At 61.3% G+C, this 22,867-nt stretch carries 17 protein-coding genes and 1 pseudogene; 13 read left to right on the top strand and 5 right to left on the bottom strand.

The window, feature by feature from the left end; translation table 11 throughout:
• Positions 1-264: 264 nt before the first annotated feature.
• From C1D09_RS18225 to C1D09_RS18180, 10 genes are all read left to right on the top strand, one after another.
• A complete protein-coding gene (locus C1D09_RS18225) occupies positions 265-1,503 on the top strand; it encodes an HlyD family secretion protein (protein WP_143975622.1) in 1,239 nt (412 codons plus the stop codon).
• A gap of 43 nt (positions 1,504-1,546) precedes the next feature.
• On the top strand, positions 1,547-3,160 hold the full coding sequence (locus C1D09_RS18220; RefSeq protein WP_143975621.1) for an MDR family MFS transporter: 1,614 nt from the start codon (positions 1,547-1,549) through the stop codon (positions 3,158-3,160).
• Positions 3,161-3,363: 203 nt separating this feature from the next.
• The gene (locus tag C1D09_RS18215) at positions 3,364-7,353 is read left to right on the top strand and encodes a PAS domain-containing protein (RefSeq protein WP_143975620.1); all 3,990 of its coding nucleotides are present in this window, start codon (positions 3,364-3,366) and stop codon (positions 7,351-7,353) included.
• A gap of 274 nt (positions 7,354-7,627) precedes the next feature.
• Positions 7,628-8,269, top strand: a complete 642-nt coding sequence (locus C1D09_RS18210) for a response regulator transcription factor (protein ID WP_143975619.1) — start codon at positions 7,628-7,630, stop codon at positions 8,267-8,269.
• The gene (locus C1D09_RS18205; protein ID WP_143975618.1) at positions 8,266-8,661 is read left to right on the top strand and encodes a response regulator; all 396 of its coding nucleotides are present in this window, start codon (positions 8,266-8,268) and stop codon (positions 8,659-8,661) included. Before C1D09_RS18210 ends, C1D09_RS18205 begins: the two co-directional genes overlap by 4 nt.
• A complete protein-coding gene (locus tag C1D09_RS18200; protein ID WP_143975617.1) occupies positions 8,651-9,340 on the top strand; it encodes a response regulator transcription factor in 690 nt (229 codons plus the stop codon). Before C1D09_RS18205 ends, C1D09_RS18200 begins: the two co-directional genes overlap by 11 nt.
• Before the next feature lie 1,171 nt (positions 9,341-10,511).
• Positions 10,512-12,011: an ABC transporter substrate-binding protein gene (locus tag C1D09_RS18195; protein WP_246135798.1), complete on the top strand. Its 1,500-nt coding sequence runs from the start codon at positions 10,512-10,514 to the stop codon at positions 12,009-12,011.
• Between the two features lie 79 nt (positions 12,012-12,090).
• The gene (locus tag C1D09_RS18190; protein ID WP_246135797.1) at positions 12,091-13,848 is read left to right on the top strand and encodes an oligopeptide/dipeptide ABC transporter ATP-binding protein; all 1,758 of its coding nucleotides are present in this window, start codon (positions 12,091-12,093) and stop codon (positions 13,846-13,848) included.
• On the top strand, positions 13,845-14,708 hold the full coding sequence (locus tag C1D09_RS18185; protein WP_143975614.1) for an ABC transporter permease: 864 nt from the start codon (positions 13,845-13,847) through the stop codon (positions 14,706-14,708). Before C1D09_RS18190 ends, C1D09_RS18185 begins: the two co-directional genes overlap by 4 nt.
• The gene (locus C1D09_RS18180) at positions 14,709-15,698 is read left to right on the top strand and encodes an ABC transporter permease (protein ID WP_143975613.1); all 990 of its coding nucleotides are present in this window, start codon (positions 14,709-14,711) and stop codon (positions 15,696-15,698) included. It abuts the gene before it with no gap.
• Positions 15,699-15,703: 5 nt separating this feature from the next.
• Here C1D09_RS18180 and C1D09_RS18175 read toward each other — a convergent pair whose 3' ends face one another.
• The 5 genes and pseudogenes from C1D09_RS18175 to C1D09_RS18155 form a co-directional block, all read right to left on the bottom strand.
• Positions 15,704-17,479 carry a PAS domain-containing sensor histidine kinase gene (locus C1D09_RS18175; RefSeq protein WP_246135796.1) on the bottom strand — a complete coding sequence of 592 codons (1,776 nt, stop codon included), beginning with the start codon at positions 17,477-17,479 and terminating at the stop codon, positions 15,704-15,706.
• 131 nt (positions 17,480-17,610) lie between these two features.
• Positions 17,611-18,285: a response regulator transcription factor gene (locus C1D09_RS18170; protein ID WP_246135795.1), complete on the bottom strand. Its 675-nt coding sequence runs from the start codon at positions 18,283-18,285 to the stop codon at positions 17,611-17,613.
• Between the two features lie 433 nt (positions 18,286-18,718).
• Positions 18,719-19,081 (bottom strand): SPW repeat protein, encoded by a 363-nt coding sequence (locus C1D09_RS18165; RefSeq protein ID WP_246135794.1) that lies wholly within the window; start codon positions 19,079-19,081, stop codon positions 18,719-18,721.
• A 241-nt stretch (positions 19,082-19,322) separates the two neighbouring features.
• Positions 19,323-20,501, bottom strand: a pseudogene (locus tag C1D09_RS18160) (ABC transporter ATP-binding protein/permease); the annotation flags it as partial.
• Positions 20,502-20,693: 192 nt separating this feature from the next.
• A complete protein-coding gene (locus tag C1D09_RS18155) occupies positions 20,694-20,921 on the bottom strand; it encodes a DUF680 domain-containing protein (protein WP_143975610.1) in 228 nt (75 codons plus the stop codon).
• Positions 20,922-21,308: 387 nt separating this feature from the next.
• Here C1D09_RS18155 and C1D09_RS18150 point away from each other — a divergent pair, with 387 nt between their 5' ends.
• Genes C1D09_RS18150 through C1D09_RS18140 form a run of 3 tightly spaced genes read left to right on the top strand, consistent with a single transcriptional unit; the run spans position 21,309 to position 22,854 of the window.
• Entirely contained in the window at positions 21,309-22,043 is a 735-nt protein-coding gene (locus C1D09_RS18150) for a sensor histidine kinase (protein WP_143975626.1), read from the top strand.
• A 53-nt stretch (positions 22,044-22,096) separates the two neighbouring features.
• A complete protein-coding gene (locus C1D09_RS18145) occupies positions 22,097-22,378 on the top strand; it encodes a GNAT family N-acetyltransferase (RefSeq protein WP_143975609.1) in 282 nt (93 codons plus the stop codon).
• Between the two features lie 44 nt (positions 22,379-22,422).
• Complete coding sequence (locus tag C1D09_RS18140) at positions 22,423-22,854, top strand: DUF1810 domain-containing protein (RefSeq protein WP_143975608.1); 432 nt, start codon at positions 22,423-22,425, stop codon at positions 22,852-22,854.
• The last annotated feature ends 13 nt before the right edge of the window (positions 22,855-22,867 follow it).

The raw sequence follows: 22,867 nt of genomic DNA, 5'->3' as shown, positions 1-22,867 counted from the left end.
GTATCCAAGTAAATCAGGACAATCAAATGTTTAGATTGCATATCATGTACGTTAGAATAGATGATTTATCGCCATGATGTTTCAAAATGTAATCCGAGCCGTGTCAACCGGACGAGACAGGGATGACGAATGCAGGGGTTTTTCCGGTTTCTCTCTGCAGCCAACGAAGAGGCAGGCGAGCGTCTTACCTGTCCGGCTTCCGATTTTTGAGCGCAGGGGCATTCCGCTCTCGCGCTGAGCGCCACGAACGACAGGACGAATGAGATGTCCGAGATGCCTGCAACCACCACCTTCTCCAACGCACCCGGGGCGGCGGGACCTCAGCAGCAGCCAGCGGCGTTCGTCGAGCATCCGGCGCGGCCCTCGGCGGAACAGCCGGGCCTCTTGCCAGTGACCACGGAGGTTGCTCCCGGTGGCATCATTGCGCCGGTCTCCAGGCGCCGCCGCCTCAAGCGCATCGCATTCGCGGCCGCGCTTCTGGCCTGCGCGACTGGCGGCGGTTATTGGGGCTATGGCTACTGGACCGCAGGCCAGTATCTGGAGTCTACCGACGACGCCTATTTGAAAGCCGACTACACGACGGTGGCGCCGAAGATCTCGGGCTACATTGCCGAGGTGTTCGTGCATGACAACCAGGCCGTCGAGGCCGGGCAAGTTCTCGCCCGCATCGATGACCGCGACTTCCGCGCCGCTCTCGCCCAGGCTGATGCCGAGGTCGAAGCCGCCGAGGCGGCCGTCCGCAATCTCGACGCACAGATCGCGCTGCAGCAGTCGCTGATCTTGCAGGCAAAGGCAACGGTCGCCGCAACGCAAGCTTCGCTGACGTTCGCCAGCACCGACGCCGACCGCTATGCGACGCTGGCGAGAAGCGGCACCGGTACTGCGCAGAAAGCCGAAGCAAGCCGCGCCCAGGCCGATCAGCTCGTCGCCGGGTTGCACCGCGACCAGGCCTCCTTAGCCGCGGCACAGGCCAAGATCGACGTACTCGCCACCGAGCGCGACAGTGCCATTGCCCAAAAGGATCGCGCCAAGGCAGCCGCCGAGCAGGCCCGGCTGAGCCTCTCCTATGCCACGATCACGGCACCGGTCGACGGCACCGTCGGCGCACGCACGCTCAGGGTCGGGCAGTATGTGGGGGCAGGCACGCAGTTGATGGCTGTGGTGCCGCTTGATGCCGTTTATGTCGTCGCCAACTTCAAGGAGACGCAACTGGCTCATGTACGCCCCGGTCAGCCGGTGCACGTCGCCGTCGACGGCTTCCCCGGTGTCGAGCTTACTGGCCACGTCGACAGCCTGTCGCCGGCGAGCGGCCTGGAATTCGCGCTGCTGCCGCCCGACAACGCGACCGGCAACTTCACCAAGATCGTGCAGCGTATCCCAGTGAGGATCGCCATCGACGATCACCAGCTCGGCGGGCTGCTCAGGTCCGGCATGTCTGTCGAGCCAACTATCGACACCAAAGCGGCCGTGCTGGCCGACGGTCGTTCCACCGTTTCGCGATGATCGACGCTGCGCCGTTCTTCCCGGCGCTCGAGGAGTTGCAGCAATGACAAACGCCGTCTCCTCGCTTCCGACGTCGGCTGGCGCCGCCCAAAACGCGGCCGGATCTGCTGGGACCGCCAGTTCATTGCGGGTGTGGGTGGCGGTGGTCGGCTCTGCTCTCGGCGCATTCATGGCCGTGCTCAACATCCAGATCGTCAATGCCTCGCTGGCGGACATCCAGGGGGCAATTGGGGCTGGCATCGATGACGGTGGCTGGATCTCGACGTCCTACCTCATAGCGGAGATTGTCGTGATCCCGCTCACCGGCTGGCTGTCCCAGGTCTTTTCGCTGCGCACCTATCTGATCACCAATGCGGTGCTGTTCCTCGTCTTCTCGGTCGCCTGCGCCTTCGCCGCCAATCTAGGTCAGATGATTGCCCTAAGAGCGATCCAGGGTTTCACGGGCGGCGTGCTCATCCCGCTCGCCTTCACCATTGTCATCACACTGTTGCCGAAAGCCAAGCAGCCGATCGGCCTGGCCCTGTTTGCGCTGTCGGCCACCTTCGCGCCAGCGATAGGCCCGACCATCGGCGGCTATCTCACCGAAAACTGGGGCTGGCAGTACATCTTCTACGTCAACCTCGTGCCGGGCGCTTTGATGGTCGGCATGCTGTGGTTTTCACTCGACCGCCAGCCGATGCGGCTTGGCCTGCTCGCCAAAGGAGACTGGCCGGGCATCGTCACCATGGCCATCGGACTCGCCGCTCTTCAGACCGTGCTCGAAGAAGGCAACAAGGACGACTGGTTCGGCTCGCCCCTTATCGCGCGGCTGGCGGTCGTGGCGGCCGCGTCGCTGACCCTGTTCGTCTGTATCGAGCTGGCGTCGAGCCATCCGCTGCTGAACCTCAGGCTGCTCGTCCGCCGCAACTTCGGCTTCGGTGTCCTCGCGAATTTCCTGCTTGGCATCGCACTCTACGGCTCGGTCTTCATCGTGCCTGTCTATCTCGCCCGCATTCAGGGCTACAATGCCGAGCAGATCGGCATGGTGCTTGCCTGGACCGGCCTGCCGCAACTCCTCCTGATCCCGCTCGTGCCCGGCCTTATGCAGCGCTTCGACATTCGCCTCGTCATTGCGGTCGGCTTTGCCCTCTTTGCAGCCTCTAATTTCATGAACATCCATATGAGCGCAGCATATGCCAGCGACCAACTGTTCTTGCCGAACATCGTCCGCGCCATCGGGCAGGCCCTTATATTGGCCCCGCTTTCGGCGATCGCCACATCAGGCATCGAGAATGAGAATGCCGGCTCGGCCTCGGCACTGTTCAACATGACCCGAAACCTCGGCGGGGCCGTTGGCATCGCACTGCTGCAGACCTTTCTTACCAAGCGCGAGCAGTACCATTCAAACGTGCTGGTTCAGTCGGTGTCGGTGTTTGAGGAGGCAACCCGCGCCCGCATCGCGCGGCTCGCTGCTTATTTCCTCTCGCATGGCATCAACGACCGGGCACTCGCAGCACAAAAGGCGATCGTTGCGATCGCCCTGAGGGTCCGCCAGCAGGCCTATGTGATGGCCTTCAACGACACTTTCTTCCTGCTTGGCGTCAGCTTGACGATCGCGTTAGCGGCCGCCCTGTTGCTGAAGAAGCCTGAACGTCTAACAGCCGGCGGCGCCCACTGATCTACTGTGGGGGAGCCGGGAACGCCAGCGGACATCAATTTGCTGGTTGGAGCTCCAGGGACAGTAGGCGCAATGCATGGATTTCCATAGGATGCGGCTTTGGCATGGCCGCACTAGGATGCAGTGTGAATTCGCGAGCCCAGATAGGTGCTGCGCCAAGCGCTGACGATTCTCACGCCGTTCATGTCAGGCAGGAGGAGCTCATGATGCGCGTCTGGTCGCACCGTCCCAGATACTTACATCTAGGACTATTTTTCGCGGCATACGTGTTGGGCTGCGGATTTGCCCAGCTGCTCGCAATCGTACCTGGAACGGGCATTTCGGTCTGGCCTCCGAGTGGGCTGTTTATTGCCACGCTTGTGCTTGCCTCCAGACGCAGCTGGCCATGGTGGGTGGTGGCAGGCTGTCTGGCCGAAATGTTCAGCAATCTCGTATGGTTCCACAGCCCGTGGCCTGCGGCCTTGCTGATTTATGTCGGCAACGCTCTTGAAGCGACTTGTGGTGCCTGGCTCGTGAACCGGACCAGCAAGCGGCCAGGCGAACTGGAAACCCTGCGGGAAGTGCTCGCATTCGTCGTGCTTGCCGCGGGGATCGCGCCACTCGTAAGCGCGACGGTGGGAAGCGCAACACTAGCCTGGTTTGGCATGCAGTCGCAAACCTTCACGGGGGCTTGGCCTCTATGGTGGATCGGAGATGCCACCGGGGTTTTGATCGTAGCACCGCTGGCGCTGGTTGTGTTTCAGAACTGGAGACGCCGGCCCCACCTCTCGGCCGCCCGATGGGCGGAGGTTTGCGTCCTGGGATTGATCTTTCTGGGTATCGCCGCCCTTTCCTTGAGCGGCTACCTCCCATTCGCCTACATGATCATGCCGCCTCTTCTTTGGGCTGCCGTGCGTTTCGAGTTCAAGGGCGCTGCCGTTGCCTTGACCCTCCTTGCCCTGATCACAGCATTCTTCACGGTATTCGGCGCTGGCGAATTTGCCGGTGGTCCGGACGCGCTGAAGCACAAACAGATCATGCTGCAGCTTTTCCTGGGGATCTCGGCATTTTCAGCGCTCATCGTCGCCGCCATATCCCGGCAGCACCAGGTAGCGCTGCTCACATTGCATCAAAGCGTGGAGGCGCTGCGCGACCGTGAGCGCGAGCTTTCGCAGCTGGTTGACATGGTTCCGAGCCATGTTTGGCGATTGAGGCCCGACGGGGAGCCGACCTTCTTCAACAAGCGGATGGTTGATTTCCTCGGCCTGAATATCGCGGATTTGGGCAAGCCCGGAATGAGCAAGCTCGACGCAATCATAGAGACAGTCCATCCAGACGATGCCGCCGGCTTCAGGAATTCGCTGCATGGCTCGCTCGACACCGGCGAGAGCTTCGCGATGCGATATCGACTGCGCCGCGCCGACGGCGCCTACCACTGGATGTCGAGCCGTGCCGACCCGATGCGGGATCAGGCCGGGCGCATCGTCCAGTGGTACGGCCTCTGCCATGACATAGACGATCAAGTGCACGCCGAAGAGGCGCTGCGGCGAAGCGAGCGGCAGCTTCAGGAGATGGTCGACGCCGTGCCGGTCCGCATCTGGAGCGCGACGCCAACGGGCGGGATGGTGTACTTCAACAAGCGATACCAGGATCATTTCCGCGCCGTAATCCCGAACTTCGAGACGATCGACAAATCTCGCATCGAGAATTTGCTGCAGGAGCTGGTTCATCCAGACGATGCTCCCCAGATCGAGCGCACGATGCAGAGCTGTTTCGAATCTGGCGGCTCGTCCGCCATGCGATTTCGTTGGCGCGAGAAAGACGGCACCTACCGCTGGGCCGAATGCAGGGTGGGGCCGCGGCGCGACCCGGATGGAACGATAGCGCAATGGTACGGCGTTTCTCTCGACATCGACGATGAAATGCGCGCGCAGGAGGCATTGCGGGACAGCGAACGTGAGCTCTCTCAGCTCGTCGACATGATACCGAGCCATGTTTGGCGGCTGAGCCCGGACGGCGAACCCAGATTCTTCAACAAGCAGATGGTCGATTTCCTCGGTCTGAAGGTTGCGGACACGGACAGGCCGGGCATGAGCCGGCTGCAGGCGATAATCGAGACCGTCCATCCCGATGATGCGCCGCAGTACGAAGAGACCCTTCGCCATAGCCTTGCCACTGGCGAAAGCTTCGCCATGCGGTACCGGCTACGTGGCGCCGACGGCGCATACCGCTGGATGTCGGGCCGCGCCGAGCCAATGCGGGACAACAGCGGACGTATTGTCCAGTGGTTCGGCCTCACGCACGACATAGACGAGCAGGTGCGCCTTTACAGCGACCTCGAGGAACGAGAAGCCAGGATTCGGCGACTCGTCGATTCGGACATCATCGGGATCGTCTTCTGGGATTTGGACGGAACGCTCATCGATGCCAATGACGCGTTTCTTCGCATGGTCCAGCACGATCGCGATGAACTGAAGGCCGGGCTTGATTGGCTGGCAATGACGCCCCCCGAATGGCGGGATGTGCACGCCCGGGAGGAAGCCGAAGAGCTTATGGCGACGGGCAAGATGCAGGCCCGCGAGAAGGAGTACTTCAGGAAGGATGGCAGTCGGGTGCCTGTCCTGATCGGTGGCGCATTTTTCGAGGGGCAGACCAAGCAAGGCGTCGCCTACATTCTCGATTTGACCGAGCTCAAGCGCGCGGAAGCGGCGTTGCGGGTCCGCGAGCGCGAATTGCAGCAGCTTGTCGACGCCCTGCCGGTCCACGTCTGGAGCTGGACGCCCGATGGCAGGCTTGCCTATCTCAACAAGCGATCCTTGGAGGAACTCGGCCTCTCCGGCGCGAACTTCGAGGAATGCGCCAGGGTGGCGCAACAGCTGATTCATCCGGACGATGCTGCCGGGGTGCTGCGTACGTCGCTCAATTGCCTCAAGACCGGCGACCCCTTCATGATGCGCTATCGCCGGCGCTGGAAAGACGGCAGCTATCGCTGGATGGAAGGGCGTTGCGAGCCTCTGCGTGATCACGACGGAACGATCGTGCAGTGGTACCAGGTTTCCATCGACATCGACGATCAGGTGCACGCGCAGGAGACTCTCATTGAGAGGGAACGCTTCCTTTGGCAGCTCGTTGAAACGCTGCCGGCGATGATCGATTGTGCCGCGCCCGATGGCGAGCCGGTTTATCGCAGCCAGCAGCTGCGCGAATTCCTCGGGTATGAGCTTGAAACACTGGACGGCACGGGAAAGTCCCGTTTGGTCGGCACGCTCGATGCCGGTGTTCACCCCGACGACGTCGAGGGAGTAAAGCAAAGATACGCTCATTCGCTCGCTACCGGTGAGCCTTACGCGCGAAGGCATCGTCTGCGGCGTTTCGACGGCGAATATCGCTGGGTCGAGACGCGCGCCGCCCCGATGCGCAACGCCGAAGGCGCCATCGTGCAGTGGAACGTGATCTGCCTGGACATTGATGGTGAGGTCCTTATGCAGGAACAACTGCGTCTCGCCCAGGAGAACCTCGCGCGTCAGAGTCAGGCCGCCAGCCTGGCCGAGCTCTGCGCGTCCATCGCCCATGAGGTTAACCAGCCGCTGGCTGCCGTGGTGGCGAACTCACACGCCTGCCAGCGCTGGCTTAACGCTGAACCGCCAAATCTTGAACGAGCACAAAAGACCGTGGAACGCGTCATCCGGGACGCCAACGCCGCGGCGGACGTCGTCGGTCACATCCGTGCCTTGTTCAAGCAATCCATGGGGACGGGCGTAACCGCGGCGCTTTCCGAGGTCATTGCCGAAGCGCGTGACCTCATGGCCGAGGAGGCGACGCGGCGACGGGTCAGCTTGAGCATTGATGTTGAAAACAATCTTCCGCCTGTCGCGCTTGGGCGCGTCCAGATCCAGCAGGTTCTGGTCAACCTCATGCGTAATGGCATGGAGGCCATGGACACGGTTGCCACGGACAGGATTCTCCGGATGCGTGTGCGCCGAATGACGGATGTGGTCCAGACCGAAATCAGCGATCGTGGATCAGGTATCGAGTTTCCCGACAAGATATTCCAGCCGTTCTTCACGACGAAAGAGCAGGGGATGGGAATGGGCCTCGCGATCTGCCGCTCGATCGTAGAGTCTCACGGCGGGCGGTTGTGGGCGGAAGCGAACGAACCGCGAGGGGCGAAATTCGTCTTCACATTGCCAATTGAAACGAAAGCGGCATCGTGACGCCAACGGACCGCAGGGGTTTGACGTTGAAACACACAGCGTCCTGGAGCGGCTCAACCGTGGATTGGGCGCTCAGGTGCGCACTGGCTCGAGCTCACAGGAATTTGCCCAACACACCCACCGCAAGGTCGTAATAGAATGCATGGATTTCCATGAGGTGCGGTCGCAGCCTATTGGGACTAAGTTGGTGAGGTGAGTGCATCAGTCCAGATTCAACTGTTGAGAGCAAATGCTGTACGAAGCGCCAACAATCCCCCGACGGGAGGTCCGCGCTATGACGACAGGTGACCATATTGTCTTCGTGGTGGACGACGATGCACGCATTCGGGAAGCTCTCAGCGAACTGCTTGCCACATATGGCATGCACGCTGTCGCCTTCGGATCGGCTGGCGAATTTGTCAGCGCCGACAAGCCAGACGTCCCAGCCTGCCTCATCCTCGACGTCGAGTTGCCGGATATCAACGGCCTCGATCTGCAAAAGCAGATTGCGCAGGGCGAGCATCCGCCGATCGTTTTCATAACAGGGCATGGCGACATTCCGTCATCCGTCCGAGCAATCAAGGACGGCGCGGTGGACTTCCTCACCAAGCCTTTCAGTGACTCCGATCTCATGGCTGCAATCCGGGTGGCGATCGCCCGGGATCGGCAGGCCCGATCGGAACGTGCCGAACTTGGTGGGTTGAGGCAGCGCTATCAAGCGCTCACGCCGCGCGAACGGGACGTGCTGCCGCTGGTGGTGAGTGGCTTGCTCAACAAGCAAGCCGCCGCCGAGCTGGGGATCAGCGAGGTCACTTTGCAAATCCATCGAAGGAACGTCATGCAAAAGATGATGGCGGCGTCTCTTGCCGATCTCGTGCGTATCGCGGAGCGACTGGAAATACCGATAACCCACTCGCGCCGGGCAAGAGGGGAATGAGCGTGAGTAAGCATAAAACTGTAGTGGCGGTTGTTGACGACGATCCAAGGCTGCTGGAATCGATGGAGGAACTCCTTGAGTCCGCAGGCTATGCGGCCCGCAGTTTCTCGTCGGCGCAACAATTGTTGATCAGCGGACTATCGGGACTGGACGTTCTGATCACCGATATCGGGATGCCTGGCATGGACGGCTTTGAACTTCGTGACCTGGTGAACAGGGCCCGCCCGGAGTTGCCGGTTTTCCTGATCACGGGACGCCACGAGATAGCCGATCAGGACCGCGCGAAAGGGATCAGAGGGTTTTTCCGAAAACCTTTCGATGCTCACGCCCTGCTCGCGGCCGTCGGCGAGACTTTGCGCAACCATGACAAGGAGGATGGACATGAGAGTTGACCAGCCGCTCTTGCGGAGATCGGCGCCGTTTGTGCAGCGGAAAGATGAGACGGAGCAGCCGCTCGTCATCATTGTCGATGATGATGCATCGGTCCGGGAGGCACTATCGGAATTGATCCTGTCGGCGGGTTTCCGGCCGATTTCCTTCGCTTCGACACACGAATTGCTTGATGCCGATGTGTTGGACAACCCGGGCTGCCTGATCGTCGACGTGCGGATGCCAGGAGCAAGCGGACTCGATCTTCAACATCACCTGGCCCAAACCGGAAATCCCAAGCCATTGATCTTCCTGACTGGCCATGGAGATATTCCGATGAGCGTCCAGGCGATGAAGGCTGGCGCCGTGGACTTTCTGACCAAGCCGGTCCGGGACCAAACACTGCTTGATGCCGTGACTACAGGCGTTGCGGCGGATGCCGCGCGCCGGGCGGAAGCGGTAATCGTCAAGCGCAACATCGAACGTCGCGAGACCCTCACGCCGCGCGAGCGCGAGGTTCTGCGTGAAGTGGCGCGCGGGCGAGTCAACAAGCAGATCGCTTTCGACCTCGGCATCAGTGAGGTGACGGTCAAGCTGCACCGCGGCAATGTCATGCGCAAGATGGAGGCCGCGTCCATTGGCGAACTGATCCGGGCATGGGAAACGCTGCCCGCGTCGATGCGCGAGGATGGCGCGACCTAGATACTTGATACGAGCCTGTTCAATCCTGGACGCAAAACGATTGCCGTGTCATCGGACGAATGGTTGAGCGGCCGGAACGTGCTGCAGCCTCCAGGTTGCCGGCACCGTCAGTGCTGACGCCGGCCATCGGAACCGGCGCCTGTAGCCATAGGTCGCGCTCGCCTTACTTGCGTAATTTTCACCGCTATCGGGCTCGGTCCGTGAGCGTTGCGGTTGCCCGATACCCAGCCCTATAGGCATGGCCAACTCACCGCGAAGCCCTGCAGACATGTCGGCTTGCCCGTCCTGAACCTTGGCATTGGATGAGAGATCCTTCCGTAGAATAGGTTCGCGGCCCGGATCGGTGCATCCTCCTTAAGCCATCACGAGCGTCGAGCTTCGATCGTTTCTTCGCCTTCCATTTAGCGAATTTCGTCGCGTGGGCGGTCGTAATGGCTAGCTGGATTTTCAATGGCCACGTCACGGATGGATGCGATGAATCGGGATGGACTCTTCTCCATTGGCTCTCCCAATTTCTGGGGCCATACGATAACCGTTCTTGGCAACCTTTCGCGTATATTGAATCGCATCTCGGGCGGCCCGCGAGGGCAAACGCTGTGCGCTCGCATTGCTGAACGACGGCCCGATTGCTGGTTCTGTCGGCTAATGTCCCGGATTGTCGAACCGGACCACTGCGCCATCGAACTCGCGTGCTGGGTGAAGCGCCGGGGCGGCTGAAGCGGAATGGCGGATAGACCATCCGGGAAGACGGAGCACTGATGCAGGAAGTCCCTTCCGAACAAGCCGTATGTGGATTCGCGTAGCCCTGCGCGAACTGGCAACCAATCCTCATTGATGGGCCGTGGCCGGCCGGCGATGTGCCCGCATCCTATGCCTAAGCATAGGGTAACCAGTCCCGAGGACTCTATAGACCCCGACAGACCAGCAGTAGTACCGTCTGAGCGGTACACCGCCTGGTTACGCCGCGAGGACAGCGATCGACGATCGAGAAACCATCAAGGGATCGGCGCGCTTCGATCTCACAAGAACCAGTGATGGGCTTTCTGGCTGCTGCGTCGATTGTGGGACTGTTTTGCTGCACTCGCTGAGAGGGCCGAGCTCAACTGGAATGCCCATGCAGAGATACGCTTACCCAACCACACGACTTGGCAAGCGAAGCCTCTGTCTACGGATGCTGCCGCTTTTGATCGGTTTGCTGCTTGCGGTACAGCCAGTCTATGCCGACGGGGTGCTGCGCATACCGTACGTGGCCGATATTGGATCGTTTGATCCGGACAACGGCTTTGAGACAGGAGCGATGAGTGCAATCGACAACGTCTACCAGGGTCTGGTCCAATACCAGCCCGGTTCGACCAGGATCGTTGGCTTGCTCGCCAGGAGTTGGGACATTTCCGACGATGGCCTGACCTACACCTTCCACTTGGTCCACGGTGTCAAGTTCCACGATGGCACGCCATTCAATGCGGCGGCGGTCATAAAGTCGTTCGAGCGCCGCCGCGATCATCGAATGATCCTGAGCTACTTCCTGGCCAACGTGAAGGACATGAAGGCGCCCGACGATTCGACGGTCGTGCTTACCCTCGGGCATCCCCAGCCTTCGTTCCTCGATGCCCTTGCCAGTCCATGGGGGCCTAAGGTCATCAGTCCGTCAGCGCTCGCCGAGCATGACAACGGCGATTTCGCGGCGACTTGGCTCAATGAGCATGCGGTTGGCACAGGTCCGTTCAAACTGGCTGAATTCAAACGCGGACAGCGCTATGTGCTCGAACGCAACGACGCCTATTGGGGGAACAAACCGTTCTTCCAGCAGGTCCAGATTTCGGTCGTTCCCGATATCAGCCAGCAGATACTGCAATTGCAGGCGGGTGCGATCGATGCCGTGCCAATCAATTATCCGTTCGCCCAACTAACCAGCCTGCCGGGAACTCTGGAAATCACCACCGCCCCGAGCATGATACCGTACGACCTGTTCGTTAAGCCAAACTCGCCGCTTGACGAGGCCGAGGTACGCAAGGCCGTTCTGACGGCAATCAACCCTGCGCTGTGGGTAAGGGACGCCTTTGGCGGGTTCGCAAGCCTGTCGAGGTCGGTGTATCCGAACGTGATGCTCGACCCGGTAAATCCAATACGGTTCCCGACCGACTTCGAGGCGGCGAAAGCCGCAATCGCCAAGCATGGCGAGGTCCATCTGGTCATTGGCCTCCACAGCGCGGCCCCGAGCTACGCCCGCATCGCCGACCTGATGATCGCGCAACTGGCATTGATCGGCGTAAAGGCGACGGCATACGTCCTGCCCTCCGGTGCTGCTTATGCGTTGAAGGACGACCCTAGCCCTCCCGACTTGCTGCTCACGATCGCAGGCCCGGACGCCGCTCATCCGGAGAACCAGGCCAAGGTGTTTTTCACAAAAGACGCACCCCTCAACTTTTTTGGCCGGGTGCTGCCGGAAGCCGATGCTGTCGTGAACCAGGCCGGGCAGTTGACGGATGTCAAAGAGCGCAACGCGCTCTACGAGAGAGCGGGGCAGATGTACTTCGATGCCGGCATCGTCATCCCGCTGGTCAATGTCAACGATGTGGTTGTCCACGCCAAGGGTCTGAAGGATCTTGGACTCCGTCCGGTTTACCCGCCCGGCAACATCGACTTCGCCACCGTTCGTTGGGGGCCCTGAACATCGGCCATCCGGTTAGTTCTCAAAGGTCAGGCTCGCACCGCAGATGGTCAAGCACTCGCACCGAATGTCCAGTTCCGTGACCGAGCCTTTCCTCGCCGTCAGAGACCTTACAGTCACCCTCAGCCGTGAAGGCCGGCCTTCCCGTGTCATCGATGGCATCACCTTCGACATGCTTCCTGGCGAGGTCGTCGCGCTGGTCGGGGAAAGCGGTTCCGGCAAGACGAGCATCGGGCTTACCCTTCAGGGGCTGCTGCCGAGGGACTACCAGCCGTTGGTTGGTGGCTCGATCCGGCTCGCGGGGATAGAGCTCGTCGGTGCGGCAAGCCGCACATGGCGGTCGGTCCGTCGCCGCCTCGTCCGCGCCATCCCGCAAGATCCAATGGGCGCGCTCAACCCGACAATGACCATTCGTCACCAGATGCGGGAATCCAACGGGGGATCGATCGAGGGCTGGCTCAGCCGAACCGGACTGCCTGACCCGGGCCGCATCGCGGACGCGCTTCCACATCGCCTGTCGGGTGGGCAGCGTCAGCGCGTGCTTATTGCCATGGCGATGATGGCGAGACCGAAGCTGCTTATTGCCGATGAACCCACCACTGCGCTCGACGTCACCGTGCAGGCGCAGATCCTCGACCTCTTGCGCGCCCTCACCCGCGAGCAGCAGACCGCCATTCTGTTCGTTACGCATGATCTGAACGTCGCAGCCTCGCTGGCCGACCGCGTCCTGATCCTCTACGCCGGACGCATCGTTGAAATGGGTCGGATGCAGGACGTGGCCCGTAATGCCGCGCACCCCTATTCAATCGGCCTGCTCGCCGCCCGATACGATCTGGACTCTGATCGGCGGCGGCCGCTTATCACACTTCCGTTCGAGCACGTGCCCCCTGTCAATCTTGCGAGCGCCTGCGCCTATGCGCAGCGCTGCCCGATCGCCCAGCTTGATTGCACTGCAATCCGTCCCTCGCTGGCGGCTGCTTCCGCCCACGGCGGCGCAGCTGCCTGCCTCCATCAGGGACAAACCCGCTTTGTTTCAGCGCAACGCGTCGACGCGAAGCCTTGGCCGGCTCCGGCGATCCAGGCAACCGCCGCCTTGAGGCTACACAATGTCAGCAAGACATATCCAACAGGCAACCGCTCGTTTTGGGGACGTCAATCGCAGCCTGTTCTCAGATCTGTCAGCCTCACGATCAAGCTCGGCGAGTGCGTGGCCCTCGTGGGCGAGAGTGGCGCCGGCAAATCGACCCTTCTAAGGATTGCCGCCGGACTGGTGATGCCCGAGGGCGGCACGGTGACCCGCTTCGACAAGGCGCTCCCGCAAGTCGTGTTCCAAGACCCCGTGGCGGCGTTGACGCCCTGGCTCACGATCGGCGAGCAGATCGGCGAGCGCCTGCGGGGCGTTTCGCGGGACAGCGACTACGCCCGCCGTCGCGTCGGAGAGGCAATGAAGCTTGTCGGCCTCGATCCGGTCCTGATGGATACCCTCCCGGCCGAGATGTCGGTTGGCCAATGCCAGCGCGCCGTTTTGGCTCGCGCGGTAATCGTCCCCCCGAGGCTTCTGCTCTGCGACGAGCCAATCAGCGCCATGGACGTGTCGCTGGCGGCCACCACCTTGAACCTCCTGAGTGATCTGCGCCGGCGGCTCGACATGGCGATGCTGTTCGTGACGCACGATCTGGCGGCCGCCAGGATCATCGCCGACCGTATCGCGGTGCTGAAGGACGGCGAGTTGGTCGAGGTGGCCGATCCAGATGCCATCGTTGCCGCACCACAGTCCGCCTACACGCGGTCTCTCATTGCAGCGATGCCTGGCCCACAGGGGGGAGGCCGCCGATGACTGGCCGGTCAAGCCGGGACACGTCGCCCGTGCGGCCTCGGTTCAACTGGCGCGATTTCTTCCGGCGTGCCGGCTGGCTGGAAAGTGTCGGTATTGTCGGCTTGCCTGTGGTCACCATCTTGGCAGCGCTGGCGCCGTGGATCACGCCGTTTGACCCCCTGCTGCGTGTCGCCGCGGCCTACCTGCCGCCCTCAACTGGACATTGGTTCGGCACCGACGAGATCGGCCGCGACTTGTTCTCGCGGGTTATCCTCGGCATTCAGTACACGTGGCTGTCGGGGCTCGCCATTATCGCTTTTACGCTCATTGTGGGCTCCCTGGTCGGACTGATTTCGGGTCTGATGGGGGGCAAGATCGATCTGGTTATCGGGCGCATCGTCGATCTCTTCATCGTCCTTCCATCAACTTTGATCGCGCTCGCTTTCGTGGCAGCAGTTGGCCCCGGCCTCGTCAACACGATGATCGCGCTCGCCATTTTCTGGTGGCCTTGGTACGCGCGCATATCCCGCGACGAAATTCGCCGTCTCAAGGCCCGTCCTCACGTCGAGGCAGCGCGCATGGCCGGGGTGCGCGGTCCGCGTCTGCTGCTGCGTTACTTGTTGCCGGGAGTGGCTCCGGCCCTGCTCATCGGAGCGTCGCTGGACGTCGCCAACGTCATTATGACGCTATCGCTTATGTCGTTCCTTGGCCTTGGACTGCCTGCACCGGCGCCTGAACTCGGAGCAATGACGTCGCGCACGCTCGACAGTCTCACCGTCCATTGGTGGCTGCCGATCCTGCCGGCCGCGGTTATCTTTCTGCTGTGCCTTCTCGCCAACCTTGCGGGTGACGGAATTCGCGCCGCGCTAAGGGGGGTGTAGATGCTGGCATATCTCGCCAAAAGCATCGTCGGCGCCGTCGTCGTTCTTCTCATGATGAGCTTGATCGTCTTCGGCCTGCAAAGCGTGATTCCTGCCGATCCAGCGCGGGCCATTGCCGGGCCAAACGCTCCGCCGGAAACGGTCGAGGCGGTGCGCAAGGAACTCGGGCTGGATGACCCGGCTATCATTCAGTACGGGCGCTTTTTATCGCGCCTCGCCCATGCGGATCTTGGAACCTCGGTCAGGACACGTCGGCCAGTGTCCGACGACATACGGCAATATCTTCCCGCCACGCTTGAACTCGGACTGGCGTCGATCGCTTTGGGAGTGGCGCTTGCGCTCGTCATGGCCGTGCTTCAGTTTCTGATACCGGGATCAGGCGGCATAAGGCTCCTCATGGTGGGCGTGGGCTCCACGCCGATCTTTCTGTCGGCCTTGCTTCTCAGTTACTTCTTCTGGTTCCGGTTCGATTGGCTTCCCGGCGCGGGTAGGCTTGGCTACCGCGACTTCGCGGGCCCAACGGGATTGAATGTCATCGATGGAATACTGCTCGGGCGCCCCGAGGTCAGCGTGGACGCGCTACGCCACCTGCTCTTGCCAGCGCTTGCTTTGGCGCTGCCTATCGGCATCGCGGTTGGTCGAAGCCTGAACGGCGCGCTGCATGAAGTTATGAGTGAGCCATATGTTCGCACGGCACGTGGCAAAGGTCTCAGCGAGACAAAGGTGCTGTTGCGCCACGGTTTGCGCAATGCCGCCACGGCCCCACTGTCCATGCTCGGTCTGCAGGTCCGCCTTCTCTTCGGCAATCTGCTTATCGTCGAGCGCGTTTTCGGGTGGCCGGGCCTTGGTCTTTACACGGTCCAGGCTTTTGCCAGCGCCGATCTTCCGGCGGTGCTGGGCGTCGCCATCGTCTTCGGAATCTTGTACATCCTGGTCAACACGCTCATAGAAATCGGGCAATCGATGGCCGACCCCCGAATCAACCTCTGACGAGTTCACTCGGACGCTTGCTGTCGCGGCAGTGTCTTGGTGGAGTCGCCGGTGCGGACAGGGAGGCTGAAGGCTATGGATGCTCCTCCTGTCTCGACATTTTCCGCCCAAATGCGTCCGCGGTGAGCCTCGACGATCGAGCGGCAGATCGCCAGGCCCATTCCCATTCCATCCGGCTTGGTCGTGTAGAACGCGTCGAAGATCCGGTCGGGATTGCTAAGCCCATTGCCGCGATCTCGCACTTCGACCTCGACAGTTCCGTCATTCCGATGCCGAGACACGATGCGCAAGCTTCGCACGTCGATGTCGACGTCCTGCATCGCTTCGATGCCGTTGCGGACGAGGTTCAGGACGACCTGCTCCATCTGCACGTGATCGGCGACTGTCGCTGGAAGATCAGGATCGAGGTGGAGGTCAAGCTCGACGTTGGCCGAGGCCAGCCTGTCACCCAGAAGGTCACACACCTCGCCGATCACCGCATTCAGATCGACCGCCTGCGGTTCGCTTTCGGCCTTGCTGAACAGGGTCCGGATGCGGCTGATCACCTGCGCTGCCGCGTCGGCGTTTCTGATGATCTTCTGGGCGACCCGGCTGGCATGATTGAAGTTGGGCGGGTCGGCGTTGAGCCATCTCTGGAATGCGCCGGCGTTGGCCACGACAGCCTGGAGCGGCTGGTTGAGTTCGTGCGCAATGGACACCGACAGCTCGGACAGACTGGCGGCGCGCAGGGCGCGCGCGAGGCGCTCGTCTGCCAGGCGCAGGGATTCCTGGGCGCGGACCTCGTCGTCAATATCGAAGTTGACACCGTACCAACGCAGGATCGTGCCGTCTTCGTCGCGCAGCGGTTCGAAGCGCGAATCGATCCAGCGATATTCGCCGTCCTTGCGGCACAGCCGGCCTTTGTGCTGCAGCGGCTCTCCGCGAGCAAATGACTTCTGGAAGACGGCCTTGACGCCCGCCTTGTCGTCGGGATGGAACAACTCCACATGCGAGGCGAATCGCCGTGTGCCTCGCGGTTCTTCCTGGGCGGGGTCGATCCCCGCCCAGTCGACGAACCGTTTGTTGAAATAGTAGGGTAATCCCGCCGGCGTCATCAGCCATATCATGGTGGGAACCGTATCGACCAGCAGCCTGAGCTCCCTCTCGCTCTTCCGTAAAGCGGCTTCGGCTTTGCGTCGGTCGTCTATGTCCTCGGTATGGCCATACCACCCGACGATTCGACCTCGCTCATCGCGAGAGGCAACACCGGTATCGCGAAACCATCGATAGGAGCCATCGAGCCTGCGCAAACGCTTTTCAGCGATCATCGGCTCGCCCGTCTTCAGGCTGTGGCGCCACTGCGTCATGCTCGTCTCTGCATCGTCGGGATGGACAAATCTCCGCCACCAGGAAAAGTCGTCGGCATCCATGACCTCGCGCATTTCTTCGGCTGTAATGCCAACGTACTCGAGGGCTGCCCGATTGAGGAACCGAAGGCGTCCGTCGGGATAGGCGGACCAGCCGAGGCCGGGGGTGTGGGCGGTACCTGCTCCAGCGCCCTGGTAAACCCGGTCGTAAAAGCTGGTGGTCCTGAAGATCTTTACCACGAGCCATACCGCAAGAGCCCCGAATACGTACGCGGCGAACCGAGCCGAACTGCTCGCCGTCACGTCCAGCGGGGACAGCAACATAGCCGCCGACATCAAGCTTGTGGCTGCCACGGCCACCAATCCGGCCCTCCAGTCCAGGCAGATGCACACGATTGCAACCACGACCAGCAGGCCAGATGGGTCGCGGGTCAACAGCGTAACCAAGAGGCACGCAACACTTATTCCCGCAGCCACGGCGCGACGTTGCCGCGATGAGGTTAGTTCCATCTGAGACCCTCTGGATGCCGCTTCCGCGGCCAACCTATCGTCGCGGCCCCGTTCACTCAGTTGGCAAAATGCCCTCTTGCTCCCGGTCGCGCGATAGGTTTCCCAGCGGCGGAAGCTATCCTCAACCGGCACTGGATATCGGCTGGAAGCGATTGGCAGACGTTGAACAGATGAGAGACGGACCGCGCGTTCATCTTCTTCATCATGTTGCTCCGATGGAGCTTCACGGTGATTTCGCTGATACCAAGACCGAATGCGATCTCCTTGTTCATCGCGCCAGAGACCACAAAACTCAGAACTTCCCGCTCGCGCGGCGTGAGCGACTCGTAAAGGGCCGAGTTCTTCTGGGCCACGGCTAAGGCCGCTCTTCTGGCGATGTCGGTCGCAATGGCCGTCGACACGGCGTCCAGGAACGCTTGGTCGCGCACCGGTTTCGTGAGGAAATCGAGCGCGCCGGCCTTCATGGCTTCGACGCTCATGGCGATGTCGCCATGACCCGTCAGGAAGATGATGGGCGTCTGTATGTCTTTGGCTGCAAGGAGCTGCTGGAGATCAATCCCGCTCAGACCCGGCATTCGCACATCGAGAACGATACAACCCGGGCGGCTTGGAAGCTTCGCGCTGAGCACGTCCTGGGCTGAGGAAAACGACATTGACTCGATCCCAACCGATCTGAGCAGCTCCTGTAACGAGTCGCGGACCTCCGCATCATCGTCGACCAGAATTGCCATGGGGCTGTCTGCAGTTTCCGAATTTGCCACGCCCATAATCCTCTTTCGGGGCGATCTGGACACGAATTGACCGTGTTCGGGTTGACCATTATCAGCCGCCCGTCCATCGCACGTCAACTGAACCGCACATGCACTGCCTTGAGAAACTCGTCTTGGGCACCCCGGATGGTCGCAGGATAGACCCGGATATGCATCTTCCCTCGATGCCTGACGTAAAGGAAGGATTGAGGGCGGCGCAACACGACAATGGGCGACCAGGGCCTAGTGATTTGTTTAGGCACCCTAGACTTGGGTATAGGCTGCCTTCGTTGCGGTTCGAACGCGTACGCTCTGCTAGAGGACTGCAGCGGAGTGGCGTCGGCGCCATTGGAGGCGTCGCGACGGGAAGCAAGCCGATAACATGCTGCGCCGCGACGACCTCCGGTAGTCGATGTCAGTTGGTGCTCGAATGAGCCTGCGCTCGGCGACTTGCCAAAAGCTGCAAGGTAGCGAATGTCGCCACGCAAAGCCCGATCAAGACATGCGTCCACATCGGCCCCTGCGCCGACCCGAAGCCGAGCGCAAACGGAGCCGCCACCGCCCAGCATCCTAAAATGAGGTTGGACCATTCCGCCCAATCCCCGTAGCGATAGAGGGCCACGGCGGAACCGCACACGATCAGCGTGCCGACGACCCCGGCGTTCCAGGCCGCGGCAGGCAGCCCGGCGAATGTGATAGCGGCGAAGGCCAAGCCTGCGCCGAGTATCAGGTTGGTCCACTCCAATCCCTTGCTCGGTACTTCACTTCTCATCTTCATCTCCTATGTCAGCCGCGCCACGGGAGTGGCCGGTGCAAGGAGAGTGGGCCTGTCCGGCGCACCGGCCAATTCTACACAGGCACCGATCCCGCGATGCTAAGGTCTAGGACGGTTCGGGCACGGTGATGGTGGGACATACCGAAGCGCTTGGGTTACGGCGCGATTGCGGAATACGACCAACAACCTCCGGCCCCTGGCTTTCAGGTAGCCGAAGACGCCGCGGCCCATTCTATTCGTGATAGCTGGCCTCGCGTTTGTCGAAGGCCAGGCCGTCATCGGCATCGTCGCCGGACTCGATGCGCATTTCCTTGTCATGCGGCATATCGGTTTTGTTCAGAGCAATGCGAAAATCGGCGACGCGCGTCAGCGTGGCGCGCCAGTCGGCGATGCTGCCGATATTGTTGATGAACCAGCGCAGCGACGAATGCACCTGGTTGAAGGCGCCCACCGCCATCATCATTCCGCCAAAGCTGACATCGCCTGAAAAATAAACTGGCGAGGCAACCAGGATCGGCGCCACGACGGTGATCCAGCCATAGGTTTCGGTGACCCAGGACAGGTTGAGCTGGGCCACATAGATGCGCCGCGTTGCGTCCAGCACGGTGCCGAGGGCGAGCTCCAGCCGCCGCCTGGCGTCGGCTTCACCATGACCTAGCGCAATGGCATCGACGTTCTCGTTGACGCGCACGATCGAAGAACGCAGTTCCGCGTCGCGGGCGTAGCGATCGCCGTCGAGCTTTATGAGCGGACGCCCTACCACCCAGCTCAGCCACGATGCGATGCCCGCATAAAGGAATGCGGCCCAGACCATGTAGCCTGGGATCGCCAGCGACCAGCTACCGATGTGGAACACGAAGCCGGAAGACAGTTCCCACAACACGCCGACAAACGAGGCGAGCAGGATGAACGACTGCAGCAAGCCGACGCCGAGATCCGTCGTCAGGTCCGACAAGTGAGCGGCATCCTGCTGTATGCGCTGATCGGGATTGATGCCGATGGCGCCGGCATTGGCCAGCCGGAAGGCGCGCGCCGGCCGCATCCACTGGTCGATCAGGTCGAGCGTCAGCGCCTCGCGCAGCTTCAGCCGGGTCATCTGGTTGAGCCAGGTCTGGCTGATGCTGAGCACCAGCAGCCCGCCGGCAATCATCGCAAAGACCATAAGCTGATGCAGGAACGCCGCCATGTCGCGCCGGGCCAGCGCATCATAGAAAGGCTGGTTCCAACGGTTAAGCAGCACCTGTCCGACCGATGTGGCGATGATCACGCCGACAATGCCGACCGACGTCCAGGCCAGCCAGTTGCGGACCGGCGATGCCGCCAGCCCACACTTGATCGTTGCCAGTTGGTCGCGCAGGCTGCTGAGCTCAGCTGCCACGGCGGGAATCTCGGCATGCGACCTGTCACTCGCTTGGTCAGCCATGCGTGAAATCCAGCTTGCGAGGCGGTCACATAGACGCCGGCACCACAACGTGGACGCGGCATGCGAACACGCCGGCGTTTTGACCGGCCGTCCGTCGCGGTTGTAGACAGGATTGGAGGCGAGCCTCGCCGGTTGAGACGTCGCAAGGACCGGAGCCTTTCGCCCCGGCCCTCGATATTTCGGCCGTCGAGATCAGTGACCCCAGATGCCCTGGCCGGATTCCCAGTCGGGAACAATCGGCTTGCGCACGGTATTCGGCGCGCTGTCATGGTTGTCTGCCTTGCTGGTCGATCCGGTATGCATCGTATCCGAAGCGGGAGCCGGCACCCGCGGATCGGCGCTGGATCCATAGTGGTCGCTTCCGGCCAAGGCACCGCCCACTGAAGCGAGGAGAGCGGCGGTAACAAGGATCATTTTCATCTTGGTGACTCCGTGTTGATCTGTGATGGCATTCACCCCGGGAAGATACGGGCCTGGCATCTGCGATACGATCAGACTGGTAGCCGGGATGACCCATACGAGGGCATTGTGCCGCGCAGGCCGAAAGCCAGGGGATGCTGACCATTTCAAGAGGTTTTGGGTGCCTGCGCGTCCACCCTTGCCTGGGGACCGGAGCCCACCGCCAGGGCTCCATCCGGCAGCTTGACCCACAATGCGACAGCACAGCCCAGTCGCTGCCATCATGGTCGTCAAGCCAACCGATCCTGCACTTTGGCATCATATGCCAGACCCCTTCGCACAATAGGCTTGGCGGGTCGGTTCGGCGCACTCTCTCCCGCAATGCCGACAGCGAGCGGGGAAATGGAAATGTCACGCCTGGAATCGAAAGAGGATGTCTTCGGCAGTATGGCAGCCCCTCCATCGGATGAACGTCCCGGACAGATATCCGCCGCCGGTATCGTTCACGACCTGGGCAATCTCATCCAGGTCGCCTCGTCGGCCTTGAATCATTTGGCCCGTGACCCCACCGTCTCAGCCGCTCCCGCTCTTGGGCCCGTAATTGCAGGCGCCAAGACGGCCCTGGAGCGAGCAGGCGGCCTGGTCAGGCAGACCATCGGCGCAGCTGGGGGGATTTGCTCGGACATCCAGCAGGCGAACGTGGGCGAGTGCCTCGCGGAGATCGAGACCCTCATTCGCGGCGCTTGGGATGCCAGTATTCGTCTTAAGGTCAGGCTTGAGTCCAATTTGCCTTTGATAAGGTGCGATCGGACCGGATTGCAAAATGCGGTTTTGAACCTTCTGTTCAATGCGCGCGACGCCATGCCTGACGGCGGCCTGATCTCGGTTGACGTCGCCCTTGTCCCGGAACGGTCGGCAGACGGTCAGGTCCATATTCGTGTCGAGGACAATGGAATTGGGATGAGCCGCGAGACCATGGGCCGCGCATTTGATCCGTTTTTCACCACGAAAGGCGAAGGCCTCGGCGGCGTCGGCTTGCCGATGGTGAAGAGCTTTGCCGAGGAGGCCGGCGGAAGCGTCATTGTGCAGAGCACGCTGGGGGCTGGCACAGCCGTGACGCTGCGATTGCCGGCAATGCGATAGCCAAACGACACCTCAGGTGGGCGAGCCTGGCGCACAATCGCGAGTACCAGAAGATGCATGCAGAGGTCTTTGAAAACATTCGGCTGTGTCGCTTCGAGCTGCCGATCGCCGTCGAAACAATGGCCGCGGCCTATTACCGGGTCGAGAGCGGGAAGGTGGTTCTGATCCACACTGAAGTTCCGTCGGAGTTTTCCGGGCAAGGCATCGCTTCGCGACTGGCGCAAGGAACGTTTGATCTGCTGCGCAAAACTGGCCGCAAGGCAATCCTGAAATGCCCATTCATGAGCTGGTTTGTCGAAAAGCATCCAGAGTATGCCGATGTCGTCGACGGATAGTTGCGGGCACGATTGTCGATGCTCGGGAAAAGGCCGGTGCTAAGATGAACGACGAGTATGACTTACAGAGGTTCATCGCGGCTCAGGATCCGGTCTACGACGACGCGCTCGGAATTCTACGCCAAGGGATGATGTGGACCCCCTATCTGAAAATCATCTTCCCAAGGTTGCGGGCCAGACGAAGCAACACCGCGACTGATCCCTATGCCATCGCATCGCTCGACGAAGCGCGCGCCTACCTCTCGTCGCCTATATTGGGCGGCCGTTATCGAGAATGCATCGGCGTCCTGCAACGGCTGTCAGGTTGGGGTGCTGGCGCGATATTCGGGGATCATGATTCGAAGAAATTGCACGCGTCGCTGACATTGTTTTCCGAAGCCAGTAACGACGAGTTTCTGCTTCAGACCATGTTTGACGTTTGGTTCGACGGTTTGCTCGATGAGGACACGATGAACGAACTCAATCTGGGTTCATAGAGGCCGCGCGAGC

Origin of the sequence: Mesorhizobium intechi (assembly GCF_002879535.1) — a bacterium.
Lineage (GTDB): Bacteria > Pseudomonadota > Alphaproteobacteria > Rhizobiales > Rhizobiaceae > Mesorhizobium > Mesorhizobium intechi.
The sequence above is the reverse complement of the archived record's forward strand: the minus strand, read 5'-3'. Positions and strand labels throughout refer to the sequence as shown.

Coding starts and splice junctions, on each gene's coding strand:
- C1D09_RS18225 (WP_143975622.1), top strand. CDS start 265: ATGTCCGAGATGCCTGCAACCACCACCTTCTCCAACGCACCCGGGGCG.
- C1D09_RS18220 (WP_143975621.1), top strand. CDS start 1,547: ATGACAAACGCCGTCTCCTCGCTTCCGACGTCGGCTGGCGCCGCCCAA.
- C1D09_RS18215 (WP_143975620.1), top strand. CDS start 3,364: ATGATGCGCGTCTGGTCGCACCGTCCCAGATACTTACATCTAGGACTA.
- C1D09_RS18210 (WP_143975619.1), top strand. CDS start 7,628: ATGACGACAGGTGACCATATTGTCTTCGTGGTGGACGACGATGCACGC.
- C1D09_RS18205 (WP_143975618.1), top strand. CDS start 8,266: ATGAGCGTGAGTAAGCATAAAACTGTAGTGGCGGTTGTTGACGACGAT.
- C1D09_RS18200 (WP_143975617.1), top strand. CDS start 8,651: ATGAGAGTTGACCAGCCGCTCTTGCGGAGATCGGCGCCGTTTGTGCAG.
- C1D09_RS18195 (WP_246135798.1), top strand. CDS start 10,512: ATGCTGCCGCTTTTGATCGGTTTGCTGCTTGCGGTACAGCCAGTCTAT.
- C1D09_RS18185 (WP_143975614.1), top strand. CDS start 13,845: ATGACTGGCCGGTCAAGCCGGGACACGTCGCCCGTGCGGCCTCGGTTC.
- C1D09_RS18180 (WP_143975613.1), top strand. CDS start 14,709: ATGCTGGCATATCTCGCCAAAAGCATCGTCGGCGCCGTCGTCGTTCTT.
- C1D09_RS18170 (WP_246135795.1), bottom strand. CDS start 18,285: ATGGCAATTCTGGTCGACGATGATGCGGAGGTCCGCGACTCGTTACAG.
- C1D09_RS18165 (WP_246135794.1), bottom strand. CDS start 19,081: ATGAAGATGAGAAGTGAAGTACCGAGCAAGGGATTGGAGTGGACCAAC.
- C1D09_RS18155 (WP_143975610.1), bottom strand. CDS start 20,921: ATGAAAATGATCCTTGTTACCGCCGCTCTCCTCGCTTCAGTGGGCGGT.
- C1D09_RS18150 (WP_143975626.1), top strand. CDS start 21,309: ATGTCACGCCTGGAATCGAAAGAGGATGTCTTCGGCAGTATGGCAGCC.
- C1D09_RS18145 (WP_143975609.1), top strand. CDS start 22,097: ATGCATGCAGAGGTCTTTGAAAACATTCGGCTGTGTCGCTTCGAGCTG.
- C1D09_RS18140 (WP_143975608.1), top strand. CDS start 22,423: ATGAACGACGAGTATGACTTACAGAGGTTCATCGCGGCTCAGGATCCG.